Origin of the sequence: Streptomyces endophyticus (assembly GCF_035798155.1) — a bacterium.
GTDB classification, from domain to species: Bacteria; Actinomycetota; Actinomycetes; order Streptomycetales; family Streptomycetaceae; genus Streptomyces; species Streptomyces endophyticus.
In genome coordinates, this window is record NZ_JAOZYC010000119.1 from 37325 (window position 1) to 54008 (window position 16684).

17 protein-coding genes are annotated in these 16684 nt (G+C 70.4%); 4 read left to right on the plus strand and 13 right to left on the minus strand.

What is annotated here, in order from left to right; all coding sequences use genetic code 11:
* Positions 1 to 17 precede the first annotated feature (17 nt).
* Positions 18 to 1469, minus strand: coding sequence for an NCS1 family nucleobase:cation symporter-1 (locus OKJ99_RS18245; RefSeq protein WP_326017579.1), 1452 nt, complete (start codon positions 1467 to 1469; stop codon positions 18 to 20).
* A gap of 145 nt (positions 1470 to 1614) precedes the next feature.
* Between OKJ99_RS18245 and OKJ99_RS18250 the strand changes: the two genes are divergently transcribed.
* Positions 1615 to 2280 carry a GntR family transcriptional regulator gene (locus OKJ99_RS18250; protein ID WP_326017581.1) on the plus strand — a complete coding sequence of 222 codons (666 nt, stop codon included), beginning with the start codon at positions 1615 to 1617 and terminating at the stop codon, positions 2278 to 2280.
* A 32-nt stretch (positions 2281 to 2312) separates the two neighbouring features.
* On the plus strand, positions 2313 to 2720 hold the full coding sequence (locus OKJ99_RS18255; protein WP_326017582.1) for a (2Fe-2S) ferredoxin domain-containing protein: 408 nt from the start codon (positions 2313 to 2315) through the stop codon (positions 2718 to 2720).
* Here OKJ99_RS18255 and pip read toward each other — a convergent pair.
* Genes pip through OKJ99_RS18280 form a run of 5 tightly spaced genes read right to left on the minus strand, consistent with a single transcriptional unit; the run spans position 2698 to position 8607 of the window.
* Positions 2698 to 3678 carry a prolyl aminopeptidase gene (gene pip / locus OKJ99_RS18260; protein ID WP_326017584.1) on the minus strand — a complete coding sequence of 327 codons (981 nt, stop codon included), beginning with the start codon at positions 3676 to 3678 and terminating at the stop codon, positions 2698 to 2700. The genes OKJ99_RS18255 and pip overlap by 23 nt on opposite strands.
* A 41-nt stretch (positions 3679 to 3719) precedes the next feature.
* The gene (locus OKJ99_RS18265) at positions 3720 to 4928 is read right to left on the minus strand and encodes an MFS transporter (protein WP_326017586.1); all 1209 of its coding nucleotides are present in this window, start codon (positions 4926 to 4928) and stop codon (positions 3720 to 3722) included.
* 9 nt (positions 4929 to 4937) lie between these two features.
* Complete coding sequence (locus tag OKJ99_RS18270) at positions 4938 to 5684, minus strand: uracil-DNA glycosylase (RefSeq protein WP_326017587.1); 747 nt, start codon at positions 5682 to 5684, stop codon at positions 4938 to 4940.
* A 17-nt stretch (positions 5685 to 5701) separates the two neighbouring features.
* Positions 5702 to 7234, minus strand: coding sequence for a YfcC family protein (locus tag OKJ99_RS18275; RefSeq protein ID WP_326017589.1), 1533 nt, complete (start codon positions 7232 to 7234; stop codon positions 5702 to 5704).
* Positions 7231 to 8607 carry a M20/M25/M40 family metallo-hydrolase gene (locus OKJ99_RS18280; RefSeq protein ID WP_326017591.1) on the minus strand — a complete coding sequence of 459 codons (1377 nt, stop codon included), beginning with the start codon at positions 8605 to 8607 and terminating at the stop codon, positions 7231 to 7233. Before OKJ99_RS18280 ends, OKJ99_RS18275 begins: the two co-directional genes overlap by 4 nt.
* A 140-nt stretch (positions 8608 to 8747) precedes the next feature.
* Between OKJ99_RS18280 and OKJ99_RS18285 the strand changes: the two genes are divergently transcribed.
* Positions 8748 to 9188: an RNA-binding S4 domain-containing protein gene (locus OKJ99_RS18285; protein ID WP_326017593.1), complete on the plus strand. Its 441-nt coding sequence runs from the start codon at positions 8748 to 8750 to the stop codon at positions 9186 to 9188.
* A gap of 207 nt (positions 9189 to 9395) precedes the next feature.
* Here OKJ99_RS18285 and OKJ99_RS18290 read toward each other — a convergent pair whose 3' ends face one another.
* The gene (locus OKJ99_RS18290) at positions 9396 to 10076 is read right to left on the minus strand and encodes a class I SAM-dependent methyltransferase (RefSeq protein ID WP_326017594.1); all 681 of its coding nucleotides are present in this window, start codon (positions 10074 to 10076) and stop codon (positions 9396 to 9398) included.
* Between the two features lie 111 nt (positions 10077 to 10187).
* Here OKJ99_RS18290 and OKJ99_RS18295 point away from each other — a divergent pair, with 111 nt between their 5' ends.
* Positions 10188 to 10478: a DUF6343 family protein gene (locus tag OKJ99_RS18295; RefSeq protein ID WP_326017665.1), complete on the plus strand. Its 291-nt coding sequence runs from the start codon at positions 10188 to 10190 to the stop codon at positions 10476 to 10478.
* Between the two features lie 23 nt (positions 10479 to 10501).
* Here the strand turns inward: OKJ99_RS18295 and OKJ99_RS18300 are convergent, their stop codons facing one another.
* The 6 genes from OKJ99_RS18300 to rpsA all read right to left on the minus strand — a co-directional run bounded on the left by OKJ99_RS18300 (position 10502) and on the right by rpsA (position 16430).
* Positions 10502 to 10864 carry a tetratricopeptide repeat protein gene (locus OKJ99_RS18300; RefSeq protein ID WP_326017596.1) on the minus strand — a complete coding sequence of 121 codons (363 nt, stop codon included), beginning with the start codon at positions 10862 to 10864 and terminating at the stop codon, positions 10502 to 10504.
* Positions 10865 to 10955: 91 nt separating this feature from the next.
* Positions 10956 to 11348 (minus strand): DUF3592 domain-containing protein, encoded by a 393-nt coding sequence (locus tag OKJ99_RS18305; RefSeq protein ID WP_326017598.1) that lies wholly within the window; start codon positions 11346 to 11348, stop codon positions 10956 to 10958.
* Positions 11345 to 11953, minus strand: coding sequence for a dephospho-CoA kinase (gene coaE, locus OKJ99_RS18310; protein WP_326017600.1), 609 nt, complete (start codon positions 11951 to 11953; stop codon positions 11345 to 11347). The genes OKJ99_RS18305 and coaE overlap by 4 nt, the downstream gene beginning before the upstream one ends.
* A 78-nt stretch (positions 11954 to 12031) precedes the next feature.
* Positions 12032 to 12970, minus strand: coding sequence for a PAC2 family protein (locus OKJ99_RS18315; protein ID WP_326017601.1), 939 nt, complete (start codon positions 12968 to 12970; stop codon positions 12032 to 12034).
* Positions 12971 to 13085: 115 nt separating this feature from the next.
* The gene (locus OKJ99_RS18320) at positions 13086 to 14612 is read right to left on the minus strand and encodes a flavin monoamine oxidase family protein (protein WP_326017603.1); all 1527 of its coding nucleotides are present in this window, start codon (positions 14610 to 14612) and stop codon (positions 13086 to 13088) included.
* Between the two features lie 285 nt (positions 14613 to 14897).
* On the minus strand, positions 14898 to 16430 hold the full coding sequence (gene rpsA / locus OKJ99_RS18325; protein ID WP_326017605.1) for a 30S ribosomal protein S1: 1533 nt from the start codon (positions 16428 to 16430) through the stop codon (positions 14898 to 14900).
* Between the last annotated feature and the right edge of the window lie 254 nt (positions 16431 to 16684).

Sequence of the window (16684 nt, forward strand, 5' to 3'; positions counted from 1 at the left end):
AGCAGTTCCGGGCCCGCTCAGAGCAGGGCTTCCGCCCGCTCCCGTCGGCACACCACCCCGTACAACCCCGCCCCCACCGCCGTCCCGATGAACCACGAATACGCCGCCACCGAGTCGAAGTACGGGACAAGGGCCAGCACCACGGCCAGCGCAGCCGACGGGACGAACGCCGCCAGAGCCTTCGGGTTCACCCCGTGCCGGTAGTAGTAGCGAGAGCCCGGACGCGCGTCGAACAGCGCCTCCGTGTCCACCCGCCCGCGCTTCACCCAGAAGTAGTCGAGCATCAGGATGCCGAAGAGAGGGCCGAGGAACGCGCCGAGGCCGCCCAGGAAGTAGTTCACGACGTCCGGGTTCGAGTACAGGTTCCACGGTGTGACCAGCAGGGCCAGGACCGTCGAGATCGCGCCTCCCACCTTGAACGTGATCTTCTGCGGCCAGACGTTCGCCAAGTCGTACGCCGGGGAGACGAAGTTGGCGACGATGTTCACGCCCATCGTGGCGACCGCGAAGGTCAGGGCGCCGAAGACCAGGACCCAGGTGTTGCCGATCTTCGCCACCAGCAGCGCCGGGTCGGTGATCGCCTCGCCGAAGACCTCGACGCTGCCCGCCGTCACCACAACAGACAGCACGATGAAGGCAGTTGAGTTGATCGGCAGGCCCCAGAAGTTGCCGCGGCGCACGGTCCGGTAGTCCGGCGCGAAGCGCGAGAAGTCGCAGAAGTTGAGCATCAGGGTGCCGTAGGTGGCCAGGATCAGGCCGATCGCGCCGAACCACTGCCGGAACTGTTCGCCCGTCGACACCGGGTGCGGCGTCGAGGTCAGAGAGATCGTCCAGCCCGCCTTCGCCCAGACCCAGATCGCGAGGGCGAGCATCACCACCCAGATCGCGGGGCCGCAGAAGTCCTGGAACTTGCGGACCGATTCCATGCCGCGCGTGATGATCAGGGACTGGATCAGCCACAGGGTGAGGAAGGACGCCCAGCCCAGCGCGTGCAGGCCGAGGAACGAGTGTTCCGTCCACGACTTCGTCGCGGGGAACGCCGCCAGCATCATCACGTTCACGGCCACCGACGCCAGGTACGTCTGGATTCCGTACCACATGATGGCGATCACGGCCCGGATGAGGGCCGGGATATTGGCTCCCCAGACGCCGAAGCTGATCCGGCTGACGACCGGGAACGGGACGCCGTGGCGCTGGCCGATGCGGCCCATCGCGTTGCAGCCGATGTAGATCAGGACGAAGCCGATGAGCAGCGAGGTGAAGACCTGCCAGGCGTTGAGGCCGAGCACCAACAGGCCTGCGGCGAACGTGTAGTTGCCGAGGTTGTGGACGTCGGACATCCACAGGGCGAAGAGGTCGTAGACCTTCCATTTACGCTCATGGGCCGGCGCCAGGTCCTCGTTGGTCAGGCGCGGATCGGGCGGCACGGGGGTGGTGGTCTTGGAGTGCACTGGCTCGGCCACGGACATGCGGTCCTCCGGCGAGAAGGTTTGGTATACCAATACCGCGCGATCGTCCCGCCGCCGACCCCATCCGGCAATGTCCGTGCGGTTACATCTCCGTAAACCCACCCCACTTCCCCTGCCCCTCGGGGACATCGACGAAGATGGACCCATGACGACGGCAGGATCGGTGGAGCCCCTGGGCGCGGTGCGCGAGCGCGTACTCGCGGCCTTGCGCGAGGACATCATCGGCGGGCGCCGACGACCGGGCGACCGGCTCGTCGAGCGGGACCTCGCCGAGCGGTTCGGGGTGTCCCGGGTCCCCGTCCGCGAGGCGATCCGGGCGCTGCTCGCCGAGGGCTTCGTGACGTACGAGACGCCCCGCAGGGCCGTCGTGCGCACCCTGACCCGCACCGATGTCACCGAACTCTACGAACTGCGCGAGGCCTTGGAGGTCTACGCCGCCGGGCTCGCGGCCGAGCGGGCCACCAAGGACGACCTGGCGGAGCTGGCGGAGCTGCTCGAACGCGCCACGCGTGCGACGCGCGAGGGTGACGCCGAGACCAACACCGACGTCAACACCCGTTTCCACGACCGGCTGTTGGAGATGGCGCGCAACGAGCTCATCGTGTCCGTGATGCAGCCCGTCAGCGGACGGCTGCGGTGGCTGACCCGGCGCGGCGAGGAGTGGGCCCAACAGCTCGCCGAACACCGGGAGTTGTACGAGGCGATGGCCGAGGGTGACACGGACCGGGCGCGGTCGATGGCCCTCACCCACGTCCGCACCAACTACCGCTCGACCGTGCGTCACCTCTTCGACGACGCCCCCACCGCGTAACCACCGACCCGTAACCCAGGAGCCCCACCCCCGTGCCCACCCTCATCGGCGCCGCCCGCACCCGCCCCTGCACCCTCGTCGTGTGCCGGGGCTGCTGCTGCGGCGACGCCCGCAAGTACCCCGGCTACGACCACGACTGGCAGCTGGAGCGCTGGCAGGCGGCGGCGCGGGCCTCGCGGGGGCGGTTCGCCGTGCGGGTCGTCGACTGTCTCGGGCCGTGCGACCAGGCGAACGTCGTCGTCCTCCAGCCCTCCGCCCAGGGCCGCGCCCGTGGCGGCAAGGCCGCGTGGATCGGCTGGTCGATGGGCGACGACGCGACCGACGAGGTCCTGGCGTGGGCGGAGGCCGGCGGGCCCGGCCTGGCGCCCGCTCCGATCGCCCTGGAGCTGCAGTTCATCGAGGCGCAGGGAGAGCGCGTCAGACGGCGCCGCTCCCGCTGAACCGGTCCGGGCCGCTGAACCTGTCCAGGGCCGCGACCAGTTCATCCGTGATGCCAGGCGCCCCCGCGTTGTGCCCCGCGTCGTCCACGACGATCAGCTCGGCGTCCGGCCAGGTTCGGGCGAGCCGCCACGGGATGCCGAGCAGATTGCCCAGGTCCACCTTCCCCTGCACCACCACCGCCGGGACCCCCTTGAGCAGCGGCAGGTCGCGCAGCACCGTGTCGGGCCCGTCCAGGAAGTGGTTGCGGGAGAAGTAGTGCGTGACGGTGCGCGCGAAGCCGTACCGGAAGTCCGGGTCCTGGTAGCGGGGCACGGAGCGCGGCGGCTGCGAGACGCACGCCGTCTCCCAGTCGGTCCAGGCCAGCGCCGCCCGCTCGCGCACGGCCTGGTCGGGCGACTCCAGAAGCCGGTTGTACGCGGCCGCGAGATCGCCGTCCCGCTCCCCCTCGGGCAGCCCGTCGAGGAACGCGGCGAACGCCTCCGGGAACACCTTGCCGAGGCCCCGCGTCAACAGGTCGACCTCTTCCTGGCTCCCCGTCGCCAGGCCCGTCAGGACGAGTTCGGAGACGGCGTCCCGGTGCGTCTGCGCGTACCGCAGGGCCAGGACGGACCCGAAGGACACGCCCCACACCAGCCAGCGCTCGATGCCGAGATGGGCGCGGAGCAGCTCCAGGTCGGCCATCAGCTTCGGCAGCGTATTGACGCTCATGTCGGTGCCGTACGCGCTCGCCGGCGGCGTGGAACGGCCCGCGCCGCGCTGGTCGAGCAGCACGATCCGGTAGCGCTCCGGGTCGAACAGGCGCCTGGCGAAGGGCGTGGCTCCGGATCCGGGCCCGCCGTGCAGCACGACGGCGGGCTTGCCGTGCGGGTTGCCGCAGGTCTCCCAGTGGATCCGGTTGCCGTCGCCCACGTCGAGGAGGCCGTGGGCATACGGTTCGGCGGGCGGGTACAGAGGCATCCGGCGAACCTACTACCGGCCCGCCGCGCCCCGCCTCCGGATTACTGCTGGTGCACGTTGATGCTGCGCATCCGCCCGTACGCGTACACACAGCCCGCGAGCGCCAGGTCGGACAGCAGCATGAAGCCGATGGAGTACGAGTTCTGCGCGCTGTAGATCGCGCCCATGACCAACGGCGGAACGAAGCCGCCGAGGCCGCCGATGGCGCCGACGATGCCGGTGACCGAGCCGACCTGGGATGGTGGCGTGACCTGGGCGACCAGGGCGAAGACGCTGCCGCTCGCGGTGCCGAGGCCCGCGCCCATGACGAGCAGGTCGATCGTGCCGCCGGGCGCCATATGCGGATTGAAGGCCTGCACGATGGCGAACAGCGCGACGACGACAAGCGCCCAGGCGGTGACGACCGCCGGGTGGATCCGGTCGGAGAGCCAGCCGCCGAGCGGCCGGAAGATGACGGTGACGAGGGCGAACCCGGCGGCCTTGGTGCCCGCGTCGATGGGGTCGAGGTCGTACCAGGTCTTCAGGTACGTGGGCAGATAGGTGCCGTACGCGACGATGCCGCCGAAGCCGATCGCGTAGAGCGCGGACAGCTCCCAGGTCACCCGCAGCTTCCCGGCCTCGCCGAGGCGTTCGCCGAGCGAGGTCGTGGGGATGGTGCGGCCGGGGTGGTCGCTGATGAAGAGCCAGGCGATCACCACGTACGCGGCGAGCGCGATCGCGACGATGTAGAACGGCAGGTTCTCGCCGTGCTTGGCGATGCGCGGCGTGAAGTACCCGGACAGCGCCACACCGCCCATGCCCATGCCGAAGATGCCGACCGCCGCGCCGCGCTTGGCTGGCGGGAACCAGGAGTTCACCAGCGGGACCCCGATGGCGAACGTGGTGCCGCCGAGGCCCAGCAGGAAGCCGACGAGGATCATGGCCAGGTACGAGTCCCTGGCCACCGTCACCAGCAGCACGGGGATGATCGTCGCCGCGGTGACCAGCGGGAACATCATTTTGGCGCCGAACTTGTCGGTCAGGGCGCCGACCGGGATCCGGCCCAGCGAACCGACGATCACCGGCACGGCGACCAGGAAGGACTGCTCGAACGAGCTGAGTCCCAGGGACTCGCCGAAGGCGCTGCCGAGCGGGGCGATGAGATTCCAGGCCCAGAACGTGAGCGCGAAGCCCACGGTCGCCACGATGAGGTTGCGATAGGCCGCCGCGGGCGGCTTGGACGTCGTCTCCTGCGCTGTCTGTGCTGCCACACCGCCACGCTAGGAAGCGGGGGCGTCCCGGTCCTCCTGAGCTGGGCCGAACGGGTGCAACCCGGCCGCGCCCGCCGCGTCCCGCAGCACGCCGCGCAGCATCCGAGGAGTGAGCCTGCCGGTGAAGGTGTTGCGCTGGCTCACGTGGAAGCAGCCGAAGAGAGCCAGCGCTTCGGCCTCTTCGGTCCCTTCGAGGTCGACGCGGGCGCCGTGGGCGAAGGCGGGGCGCGGGCGCGGCACCGCCCAGCCGGCCTCGGCGAAGGCGGGCAGCGCCGCCTGCCAGCCGAACCCGCCGAGCACGACGACCGCGCGCAGGGTGGGCCGCAGCAGATGCAGCTCCTGGACGAGCCAGGGCCTGCATGTGTCGCGCTCGGCCGGCGTCGGCTTGTTCGCAGGCGGCGCGCAGTGCACGGGCGAAGTGATCCGGACGCCGTGCAGGGTCAGCCCGTCGTCCGCGCTGACGGCGTCCGGCCGGGAGGCGAGCCCGATGTCGTACAGGGCCCGGTAGAGGACGTCGCCCGACCGGTCCCCCGTGAACATGCGGCCCGTGCGGTTGGCGCCGTGCGCGGCGGGCGCGAGGCCGACGATCAGCAGCGGCGCGTCGTGCGGGCCGAAGCCGGGCACCGGGCGCCCCCAGTACGTCCAGTCGGCGAAGGCGGCGCGCTTGGTGCGCGCGACCTCCTCCCGCCACTCGACGAGCCTCGGGCAGGCCCGGCACCCGCTGATGCGCTCGTCGAGTTCACCGAGACCGTCCATGCATCCGACGATAGGGGCTACGTGAACGCGGCCCCCAGCGCGACGAACGCGCAGATCAGGATGAAGAGGATGGCGAGGAGCGGCCAGACGAACCGCAGGTACCGGTCGTAGCCGACCTTGGCGAGGGCCACGCCGCCGATGGTGACGGCGGTCGTCGGCACCCACAGGTTCATCCAGCCGCTGGCCGCCTGCCACGCGGTGACGACGACCGCGCGCGAGACACCCGCGAAGTCGGCGAGCGGCGCGAGGATCGGCATGGCGAGGGTGGCGTGCCCGGACGTGGACGGGATGAGGAAGGCGAGCGGCAGGTTCACGAGGAAGACGATGATCGCGAAGACGCCGGACGAGGTGCCCTTCACCACGCCCTCGATCGCGTGCAGCACCGTGTCCGTGATCTTCGAGTTGTTCATGATCACGGTGACACCGCGGGCCAGCAGGATGACGAGCGCGGGCGAGACGAAGTCGGCGGCGCCCTGGATGATCGTCGAGCTGAGCTTCTGCTCGCCCATCCGCGCGACGATCCCCACCAGCACGGCCGCGACCAGGAACAGCGCCGCCAACTGCGGGAAGGACCAGTCGAGTTCGAAGCCGTACGGGCTCGCGTCGGCGTCGCCGGTCAGGGCGCTCGCCCAGGGCACCACCGAGAAGATCATGAAGGCGAAGACCAGCGCCGTGGCGACCAGAACTCCCTTGTGCAGCCGGGTCAGTTCGGGAACCTCGGCCGTCTCGGTCGCCGTCTCGTCGAGGTCCCGGTCCCCCGGCAGAAAGCCCGAGATCGAGTGCTCCGGGTCGCGCCGCACCCGCTTCGCGTAGCGGATGACGTACGCGATGGTGACCGCGGTCAGCACGATCCACATCGCGAACCGCAGCGCGATGCCGTCGCCCAGCGAGATGTCGGCGGCCGACGAGGCGACGCCGGTCGCGAACGGGTTGACGGTCGAGCACAGCACGCCGACGCCCGCGCCGAGGATGATCGCGCCGACCGCCGTCATCCGGTCGTAGCCGAGCGCGAGCATCAGCGGCACGATCAGCCCGTAGAACCCGAGCGTCTCCTCCGCGAAGCCCTCGACCGTGCCGAGGACGGAGAAGACGGCCATGACGCCCGCGATGAGCAGCGCCCCGCGCTCGCGCAGCCGGTGGGCGAGGCGGCCGATGCCGCGGTCGAGGGCGCCGGTCGCGAAGACGACGGTGATGAACGCGCCGATGGCGAGCACGAAGAGGAAGACGCCCGCACTGCCGTACAGATCACCGGAGTTGTCGGGCGAGACGAGCGCGGTCTTCGGGTCCTGGATGCCGTAGAGGCCGTTGACCGGGGCGAGGAAGAGGTCGTTGAGGCGGTCGACGAAGGACTGCCCCGAGTCGACGCGCTGGTACGTGCCCTCGACGGGGGCACCGTCACTGTTCCTGTCGTACTCCCCCGACGGGATCAGGAACGCGAGCAGCCAGATCGCGATCGTGACGACGGCGAGGACGGTGAGGGCGCTGGGGAAGGTGAACTTCTTCTTCGCCGGGGGCTGTTCGGGGGCCTCGGTCGTGTCGGCGGTGCTCATGATCCACTCCGGAAGTCGGCCGCGTACTCCCGCACGAACGCGCACATCGCGACGACCGTGGCGTGCAGCTCGGAGAACAGGACGCGTTCGTTGGGGGCGTGCAGGTTGCAGAGGTTGTCCTGCGCGCCGAAGAGCAGCACCTCGGCGTTCGGCGCGGCTTGCGCGAGGCCGTTGACCAGCGGGATGGAGCCGCCGGTCGCGACGTACGAGGCGTCGGTGCCCCAGGCCTCCTTGAGCGCGGCGCGGGCGGCGCGGTAGGCGGGGCCGCCGGTCGACGCCTCGTATCCGGGGCCGGTGTCGCCGGGGGTGACGGTGAGCGCGATGCCGAAGGGGCGCAGCGAGCGCAGGTGCCGTACGAGGAGGTCCTGGGCCTCGCGCGGGTCCTGCTGGGGGTGGAATCGCAGGTTCAGCTTGGCGCGGGCGTGCGGGACGACGGCCGAGGCGGCGCCCGCCACGCTCGGCACGTCGAGGCCGATGACGGTGATCGCGGGGCCGCTCCAGAGGCGTTCGCCGAGGGTGCCGCTGCCGAGGAGCGGGAGGCCCTCCTCGACGCCGGCGAGCTCGCGGAACTCCTCGTCGGTGTAGCCGGCGCCGGTCCACGGGTCGCGGCGCAGCCCTTCGACGGCGACGTCCCCGTGCACGTCGTGGAGCGTGGCCAGGGCCTTGAGGAGGACGAGCAGGGCGTCGGGGGCCGCGCCGCCGAACTCGCCGCTGTGGCGGGCCTCTTCGAGCGTGCGGACCTCGACGGTGACCTCGGCGGCGCCGCGCAGCCCTGTGGTGAGGGTGGGGGTGCCGGGGCGAAGGTTGCCGAGGTCGGCGATGACCATGGCGTCGCAGGCGAACCGGTCGGGGTCGGTCGGCGGGTACGCGTCGAAGGGGCTGCCGTACTCCTCCTGCCCCTCGAAGACGATCTTGACGCCGACGGGCGGACGGCCTCCGAAGGCCCGCAGCATGCCGAGGTGCGCGATGACGTTCGACTTGTCGTCCGCGATGCCACGGGCCCGCAGTCCGCCCTCGATCGCGGTCGGCTCGAAGGGCGGCGACTTCCACAGGCTCTCGTCGCCGGGCGGCTGCACGTCGTAGTGGGAGTAGAGCAGGACGGTCGGGGCGTCGGGCGTGGGCGGCGGGATCTCGCCGAAGATCACCGGCGCGGTGTCGGGCAGGTCGAGCGTCTCGATGTGCTCCACGCCCGCGCCCCGCAGCAGCCCGACGAGCAGATCGTGTGCCTCGCGCACCGGCTCCGCCGGGTAGCCGGGGAAGGCGATGGAGGGGATGGCCGCCAGCCGCTCCAGGTCGGACCGCAGCCCGTCCATCAGTCGGTCGACCGCGGCCCGCGGGTCGCCGTTCGGGTCGATGGCATCCGTGCCGTCCATGTGTTCATGCACCCCTCGCTGTCGAATACGCTCCTTTCGCCCGGATTATCCGGGCAGGGTGGGGGCAGTTCGGCCGGGGCTCGCCGAGGGCCGCGACAACGGGTTCGGGGCGCGGCCCGCGCGGGACTATCGTCGGACGCATGGCATCGCAGACACCGGGGACACCACAGGCGCCGGACGGGACGGGCGGCGGCGGGAGCGTGCGGGTCGACAGCTGGATCTGGGCCGTACGCCTGGTCAAGACGCGCTCGGCGGGGGCCGCCGCCTGCAAGGGCGGGCACGTCAAGGTCAACGGGACGAGCGTCAAGCCCGCCCACGCGCTGCGCATCGGGGACGAGGTGCGGGTGCGCAGGCCCGGCGAGCACGAGCGGCTGGTCAAGGTCACGCGCCTGATCCGCAAGCGGGTCGGGGCGCCGGTCGCCGCGGAGGCCTACGTCGACAACTCCCCGCCGCCGCCCCCGCGCGAGGTGATCACCCCGGTCGGCATCCGCGACCGCGGCACGGGCCGCCCAACGAAGCGCGACCGCCGGGAACTGGAACGCCTGCGCGGCATCTTCGGCCAGGGCCCGACCGACGACTGAGGCCCGGCCCCCCCCCGGGGCGAAGGATTGGGGCTCTGCCCCATACCCCGCTGCTCAATCGCCGCAGGGGCTTAAAATACCAAGCGCAAATCAAGCCCCGCCGGCGATTGAGGCGCGGGGCCCGGGGCGGAGCCCCGTGGCGTGGGAGCGGCATCCCGCAACGGAACCGCGGACGCCGCACCGCACGCCGTCACGCCAACCGCACCGTCACACGGGAACCGCCCGCACCCACGTCCCGTCCTCCGTCAGCACCCGGTCGACCGCCAACCCCGCCTGCGCCAGAGCCTGTTCGAACTCCGCCGGACTGAGCGGACACACCCGGTACGTCTGCGTCCACACCGCGTCCGGGAACTCGTACTCGACCTTCACCGAGCGCACGCCGTCGCCCACCGGCTCCGAGTAGAGCTTGCGGATCGTGAACCCACCGCCGGGCCCGGTCACTTCCCGCGGCAGGTTCTCGTGCGCCCCCTGCCGCTCGCGCTGGATCAGCACGCTGCCACCCTCGGCGACATGACGCCGGCACGCGGCGAGCATCCCCGCACGCACCTCCGGGTCCCCGGTGTGGACGAGGATGGAACCGAGCAGCACCGCGTCGAACGTCTCGCCGAGGTCGAGGCTCTCGATGGCGCCGCGCACCGTGCGCGCGCCGCTGACCCGCTCCAGCATCTCCGGCGACTCGTCCACCGCCGTCACCTGGAAGCCCCGCTCGACGAGCCCGTGCGTCACGCGCCCGACCCCGCAGCCGAGCTCCAGCACGGTCGCACCGGCGGGCACGGCGCCCGCGACGACATCCGGCTCGTCCTCGACCACGAGCCGCGAGTAGAGCTCCACGGCACAGCCGTCCGGCGTGATGGCGCCCGGCCCCGTGCCCTCATATCCCGTACGCATCTCAAGACCCATGTAGGCCCAACGAACCGCCCACCGGCCCCGTTCCCGCCGCCCGCCACTTCACCCGTGAGTGGCATCCTGGAAGGTGCCGCACCCGAGGGGATGGTGACCATGCGCCCGACGCACCCGCCACACCCGCCGCACTTCGTCCGCACCGGTGACGAGCCGGTCACCGCCCGCAGCCCGCTGCGCCTGCGGCTCGGCCTCGCGCTGTTCGGGCTCGTGTGGACGGTCTTCGGTACCGTCGCGTTCCTGCTCGCGCACCGCCCGTGGTGGGCGCTGGCCTGCGGGGTCCTGTGGCTGGTCACGACGGTCGACCTGTTCATGATCCTGCGGCACATCCGCCAGGGCCCGCACTACCAGCCGGGCCGGGACGTCCCGCCGTACCGCAGGGCCCGCTAGGCCGTGTCCGCCCGGACCAGCGCTTACTCGTCGAAGCGCGCCGCCGCCAGGTAATCCGGCTGCGGGTCGAGCGCGGCGGCGAGGCGGAAGTGCCGCCGGGCCTGCTGCGGGCGCGCCCACCGCTCGTACGTCCTGGCCAGCGCGAAATGCGCGAACGCGTTGTCCGGCTCGCGCTCCAGGACGATCGTGAACTCCAGCTCGGCCGCCCGCAATTGGGCGGCGGCGAAGAAGGCGCGGGCCCTGAGCAGCCGGGCCGCCGTGTGCTCCGGGTAGACGGCGAGCACGTCGTCCAGAAGCTTCACCGCTCCGCGCGGATCGCGCGCGGCCAGGAGCTGCTCGGCGGCGCGATAGTCGATGACGTGTGTCTCCGGCGTGGCTTCGGGCACGACGAACCTCCTCTTGGTGTCGACCAGGTCAACACCGTGGACCGTGAGGGCTATTCCTTCCCGCGGCCCGTCCGCGGAACACGCGGCGCGATCAGCGCGAGCGGCTCAGGGACACCGTGAGCACCATGCCGACGAGCACGAGAAGGGCCCCCGCGATCATGAAGGCCCGGTCCACGCCGGGCCGTTCGCCACCGAGCAGCACGGTCTCGCGCGGGTCCTCGGTGTCGTACGCGACGCTGACGACCCCGCCGGCGGGCAGCGGCCGACGCTTGCTCGGCGGCACGGGCGAGACGACCTCCACGACCCGCCCGTCGTCCGTCTCGAACTGGAGCAGAGGCCTCTCGGATCCCGGCTGCGGCGGTTTGACCAGGGCCTGCGCGATGTTCCCCGCGGCCTGGACGCGACGGCTCCGCTGCAGTCCGTACGCCCCCGCGACCAGCGCCACCAGACCGCCGAGCGCGGTGCAGGCGGCGAGGACGATCACGCGGTCGCGGCACGCGCCCGGCGCGCCAACTCCGCCCAGACCGCGTCGACCCGCTCCCTCAACCGCTCCAGCGGTACGTCGTTGTCGATCACGATGTCCGCGATCTCCAGCCGCTTCTCGCGGGTGGCCTGCGCGGACATCCGGGCCCGCGCGTCCTCCTCGCTCATGCCGCGCAGCCGGGTGAGTCGGTCGAGCTGGGTCTCGCGGCTCGCGTCGACGACGATCACCAGGTCGTAGAGCGGAGCAAGACCGTTCTCGGTGAGCAGGGGCACGTCGTGGACGACGACGGAGTCGGGGCCCGCGGCGGCCTCCAGCTCGGCGGAGCGGGCGCCGACCAGCGGGTGCACGATCTTGTTGAGGGTGGCCAGCTTGTCGCTGTCCGCGAACACCACCGAGCCGAGCCTCGGCCGGTCCAGACTGCCGTCCGGGGCGAGCACCTCGTCGCCGAACGCCTCCACGACGGCGGCGAGCCCCTCGGTCCCGGGCTCGACGACCTCCCGCGCGATCTTGTCGGCGTCGATCAGCACGGCTCCCCGCTCCACGAGCAGCCGTGACACCTCACTCTTGCCGGCACCGATTCCGCCGGTCAGCCCCACCTTCAACATAAGCGGAAGCTTAGGCCCTGAGATCGGCGATCGCCTTGGCGTTCCGTCAGGAAATCAACAAACGCCCAGGGGCCGTACTCAGGCGTCGCCCTCGCGCTCCGCCAGGAACTTCTCGAACTCCTGGCCGATCTCGTCCGCCGACGGGATGTCCAAGGGTTCCGCCAGCATGTTGCCCCGCTGGTCCGCCCCCGCGGCCGCGTCGTACTGGTGCTCAAGGCCCTGGACCAGGGAGACCAGCTCCTCGTCGCCCTCCTGCACCTGCCGGTCGATCTCCGTCTGCGTACGGTGCGCGTCCGTGCGCAGCCCGTGCGCGACGCTCGGCAGCACCATGCCGGTCGCCGCCGTGATCGCCTCAAGGACGGTCAGCGCGGCGTCCGGGTACGCGGAGCGGGCGATGTAGTGCGGGACGTGTGCGGCGACGCCGAGGACGTCGTGCCCGGCCTCCATGAGGCGGTACTCGACGAGGGCCGCGGCGCTCCCCGGCACCTGCGCCTCGTCGAACGGGCTGGCGTGCCCGGGCACCAGATCGGTGCGGTTGCCGTGCGGGGTGAGGCCGACGGGGCGGGTGTGCGGGACGCCCATCGGGATCCCGTGGAAGTTCACCGCGAGGCGCACCCCGAGCCGCTCCGCGATCTGCCGCACCGCGGCCGCGAAACGCTCCCACTCGACGTCCGGCTCGGGCCCGGCGAGCAGCAGGAACGGCGCCCCCGTCGCATCCTGAACCAGCCGTACCTCGAGCACCGGCACCTCGTACTCGGTCCACCGGTCGCGCCGGAACGTGAGCAGCGGGCGACGTGCCCGATAGTCCACGAGCCTGTCGTGGTCGAAGCGGGCCACCACCTGGTGCGGCAGCGAGTCGATGAGCCGCTCCACGATCTGGTCGCCGGTCTCACCGGCGTCGATGTATCCGTCGAAGTGGTAGAGCATGACCAAACCGGCCGACTCCTGGGCAAGCGCCATGTCCACGGCGGCGAGCCCCTTCGGCTCCCATGAGTACAAATCCTGCGGATCAAGCACAGTGACCGCTCCTCCTCGTGTTCCACCACAAGAACGCACGGAGCGGGTGCGGGCATTCCCGCCCGCACCGTTTCTCAGCAGTCTCTTACGCGGATAAGCAGCACATCAGCCCATGTCAGTTGGCCATCACGCGCGCGTGCAGCTTCGTCACGGCCCTCCGGGCGGAGGTGAACGCCCCGTGCTGCCAGGCGTCGGTGTAGCTGAGCCAGTCCCCGGCGAAGTAGACGCGGCCCGTCGGCTCGTTGAGCGGCTTGTAGCGGGGGTCGTCGGGCCCGCCCGGGGTGTCGTGCCAGGCCGCCTCCAGGTGCGGCGTCTGCCGCCAGTGGTGCGAGAACGAGGACGCCAGCTCGGTCCGGTACTTCTCGCCGTAGATCTTCACGCCCTGCGCCACGGCCCGTGCCTCCCGCTTCGCGGGCGTGAGCTTCGCGTACGCGTCGGCATCGCCGTCGTAGTTGTAGTAGCCGATCATGACCCCGCGCTCACCGTGGAAGCCGTACGAGGGGTGCCAGATGTGGCTGAGGTCCATGTCGGTCTCGGTGATGCCGCCGTAGATCCGGTGGTCGGTCTCCCACCAGCGGCTGCCGTACTCCAGGCCGATCTTCCCCGCGGACTGCGGCTTGATGGCCTCCAGGGCGCCCTGCACGCCGGAGCCGAGGTTGTGCGGAACCTTGGCGAGGATGTTGGGCGGCAGCGCCCCGACACAGAAGTCCGCCTCGACGACCCGCGTCCGCCCACCCTGCGTATAGGTGACGGAAACACCGTCCTCCTTGTCCATGATCTTCCCGACCACGGCCCCCGTACGTATCCGGTCCGCCCCTATCGCCTTCGCCAGGGCCTGCGGAATCCGGTCCATCCCGCCGACCGGCTGGAACATCAACATGGCCTGATCGAAGCCGAACTCGAAGGAGAAGTACCGCCCGACCCCGCTGGCGAACACCTCGGACGCGGAGGGCACACCGCCGAGCACCACGCCCGGCGTCCCGGTCGCGGCGGGCACGGTGGAGTACCCGCGCCGGTCGGACCCTTCGTAGGTGAGCTTGTCCCCGAGGGACCCGAAGTCCTTCAGGAACTCGACGAGCCGCTCCTGATCGCCGGCCGTCAACTCCTTGTTCAGTGCCCCCTTGTCGGAAGCCTTGGCGAGCAGCTCGGCCACGTATCCGTACACATCGGCCTTGGCGGTCCTGTGCCGCACGGGCTCGGTCATCCCGGCGCCCTCGTTGAACAGATACGCGTCGGCGTTCGTGTTGGTGAACACCTCGATGGGCACGCCGAGTTCGCGACAGTAGTCGAGCGTCACCATCCACTGCGGAAGTCTTGCCGGTCCCGCGTTCATGTACTGCCCGTCGCCGAACCGCGCGGTCTGCTTGTTCCCGTACGTGTCGACGGTCGAATCCCCGCCCCGCACCGTGAAGTTGCGCCCACCGGCGCGGCCCCTGGCCTCCAGGACCGTACAGTCGTAGCCGGCCTTGCCCAGCTCGTAGGCGGTGGCGAGCCCGGCGATGCCCCCACCCACGATCACCACCTTCGCGGCCCCGCGCCCGCTCAGCGAGAAGTCCCCCGACCGAGGCGCCCGATACGGCAGTTCACGCTGAGCCGCCTGCGCACTGGGTGCGAGCCCAAGGGCCCCCATAGTGGCGAACATGGCCCCCGCACCCCCGGTGAGTCCCACGTTCCGCAGAAACGCCCGCCGACTGCCCCCGACCCCTGCCTGTACTGCTGCCACGGTGCCCAGCTCCCTCGGATCGCACGAGATCATGAACGACCCGCAGAGCGTGGCACCCCCGTATTACGCCCCAGCACCACTGGATGTATCCCCCAAGTTTCGGACGACCGGAAAGGCATCCGTTGCCCAGGGCGCACAAAAAAACGGTTGGGCCGCACCAGAAGGTGCGACCCAACCGCTAACTACCTGCTAGCGCAGAGCGTTTCAGCTCTGGCCGCCCGCCAGCTTCTCGCGAAGCGCGGCGAGCGCCTCGTCCGAGGCGAGCGCGCCGGAGTTGTCGGCCGTCTCCGAGGAGTACGAGCCGCCGCCACCGCCGCCGCCGCTGTTGCCACCGGAGGAGGCGGCCGGAGCCGCGCCACCGGCGGGAGCCGCAGCACCCTCGGCCTCGGCCTGAGCGTCGGCCTCGCGGGACTTGATGACCTGAGCCTGGTGCTGCTCGAAGCGCTGCTGCGCCTCGGCGTACTGGGTCTCCCAGGCCTCGCGCTGGGTGTCGAAGCCCTCGAGCCAGTCGTTGGTCTCGGGGTCGAAGCCCTCGGGGTAGATGTAGTTGCCCTGGTCGTCGTACGACGCGGCCATGCCGTACAGGGTCGGGTCGAACTCGACGACCGACGGGTCGGCGCCGAAGGCCTCGTTGGCCTGCTTCAGCGAGAGGCTGATGCGGCGACGCTCGAGGTCGATGTCGATGACCTTGACGAAGATCTCGTCGTTGACCTGGACGACCTGCTCCGGGATCTCCACGTGGCGCTCGGCCAGCTCGGAGATGTGGACCAGGCCCTCGATGCCCTCGTCGACGCGGACGAACGCACCGAACGGAACCAGCTTCGTGACCTTGCCGGGAACGACCTGGCCGATCTGGTGCGTACGGGCGAACTGCTGCCACGGGTCTTCCTGCGTCGCCTTCAGCGACAGGGAGACACGCTCGCGGTCCATGTCGACGTCGAGGACCTCGACGGTGACTTCCTGGCCGACCTCGACAACCTCGGACGGGTGGTCGATGTGCTTCCAGGAGAGCTCGGAGACGTGGACGAGACCGTCGACGCCACCCAGGTCCACGAAGGCACCGAAGTTGACGATCGAGGAAACGACGCCGGAGCGGACCTGACCCTTCTGCAGGGTCGTGAGGAACGTCTGGCGGACCTCGGACTGGGTCTGCTCGAGCCAGGCACGGCGGGACAGGACCACGTTGTTGCGGTTCTTGTCCAGCTCGATGATCTTGGCCTCGAGCTCCTTGCCCACGTAAGGCTGGAGGTCGCGGACACGACGCATCTCGACGAGGGAGGCCGGCAGGAAGCCACGGAGGCCGATGTCGAGGATGAGACCACCCTTGACGACCTCGATGACGGTACCGGTGACGATCCCGTCCTCTTCCTTGATCTTCTCGATCGTGCCCCAGGCGCGCTCGTACTGAGCACGCTTCTTGGACAGGATGAGGCGGCCTTCCTTGTCCTCCTTCTGGAGAACCAGGGCCTCGATCTCGTCGCCGACGGCCACGACCTCGTTCGGGTCGACGTCGTGCTTGATCGAGAGCTCGCGGCTCGGGATGACACCCTCGGTCTTGTAACCGATGTCGAGGAGAACCTCGTCCCGGTCAACCTTGACGATGACGCCGTCGACGATGTCGCCATCGTTGAAGTACTTGATCGTCTCGTCGATGGCGGCGAGGAATGCTTCCTCGTTACCGATGTCGTTGACCGCAACCTGCGGGGTGGTGGCGGTGGTCTCGGTGCTGCTCGTCATGTGGGAAAGGGCTCCGGCGGACATTGAAAGTCGGGGGGTACTGCTACGCCGGGGACCTGTTTCGCACCCGAAGAAGCCGGACAGCCCAGGAAGCGCCGAATCCGGACTTCCGTAAGGAACCGGTGGCGCCTCGATAACCGAGGGGACATGCAACAGATGCGAGCACAGCCTGCTATGTCTGAGGTGCGCAGGCCCGCAGCGCAACTTGTAGCATACGGGGGCAGCACGACAGGGTCAATGCGCGAAGGCGCACA

Bases quoted from the DNA above. Each gene is read 5' to 3' on its own strand.
- OKJ99_RS18250 (WP_326017581.1), top strand. From the start codon at position 1,615: ATGACGACGGCAGGATCGGTGGAGCCCCTGGGCGCGGTGCGCGAGCGC.
- rpsA (WP_326017605.1), bottom strand. From the start codon at position 16,430: ATGACGAGCAGCACCGAGACCACCGCCACCACCCCGCAGGTTGCGGTC.
- OKJ99_RS18320 (WP_326017603.1), bottom strand. From the start codon at position 14,612: ATGTTCGCCACTATGGGGGCCCTTGGGCTCGCACCCAGTGCGCAGGCG.
- OKJ99_RS18245 (WP_326017579.1), bottom strand. From the start codon at position 1,469: ATGTCCGTGGCCGAGCCAGTGCACTCCAAGACCACCACCCCCGTGCCG.
- OKJ99_RS18275 (WP_326017589.1), bottom strand. From the start codon at position 7,234: ATGAGCACCGCCGACACGACCGAGGCCCCCGAACAGCCCCCGGCGAAG.
- OKJ99_RS18280 (WP_326017591.1), bottom strand. From the start codon at position 8,607: ATGGACGGCACGGATGCCATCGACCCGAACGGCGACCCGCGGGCCGCG.
- OKJ99_RS18270 (WP_326017587.1), bottom strand. From the start codon at position 5,684: ATGGACGGTCTCGGTGAACTCGACGAGCGCATCAGCGGGTGCCGGGCC.
- pip (WP_326017584.1), bottom strand. From the start codon at position 3,678: ATGCCTCTGTACCCGCCCGCCGAACCGTATGCCCACGGCCTCCTCGAC.
- OKJ99_RS18290 (WP_326017594.1), bottom strand. From the start codon at position 10,076: ATGCGTACGGGATATGAGGGCACGGGGCCGGGCGCCATCACGCCGGAC.
- OKJ99_RS18285 (WP_326017593.1), top strand. From the start codon at position 8,748: ATGGCATCGCAGACACCGGGGACACCACAGGCGCCGGACGGGACGGGC.
- coaE (WP_326017600.1), bottom strand. From the start codon at position 11,953: ATGTTGAAGGTGGGGCTGACCGGCGGAATCGGTGCCGGCAAGAGTGAG.
- OKJ99_RS18295 (WP_326017665.1), top strand. From the start codon at position 10,188: ATGCGCCCGACGCACCCGCCACACCCGCCGCACTTCGTCCGCACCGGT.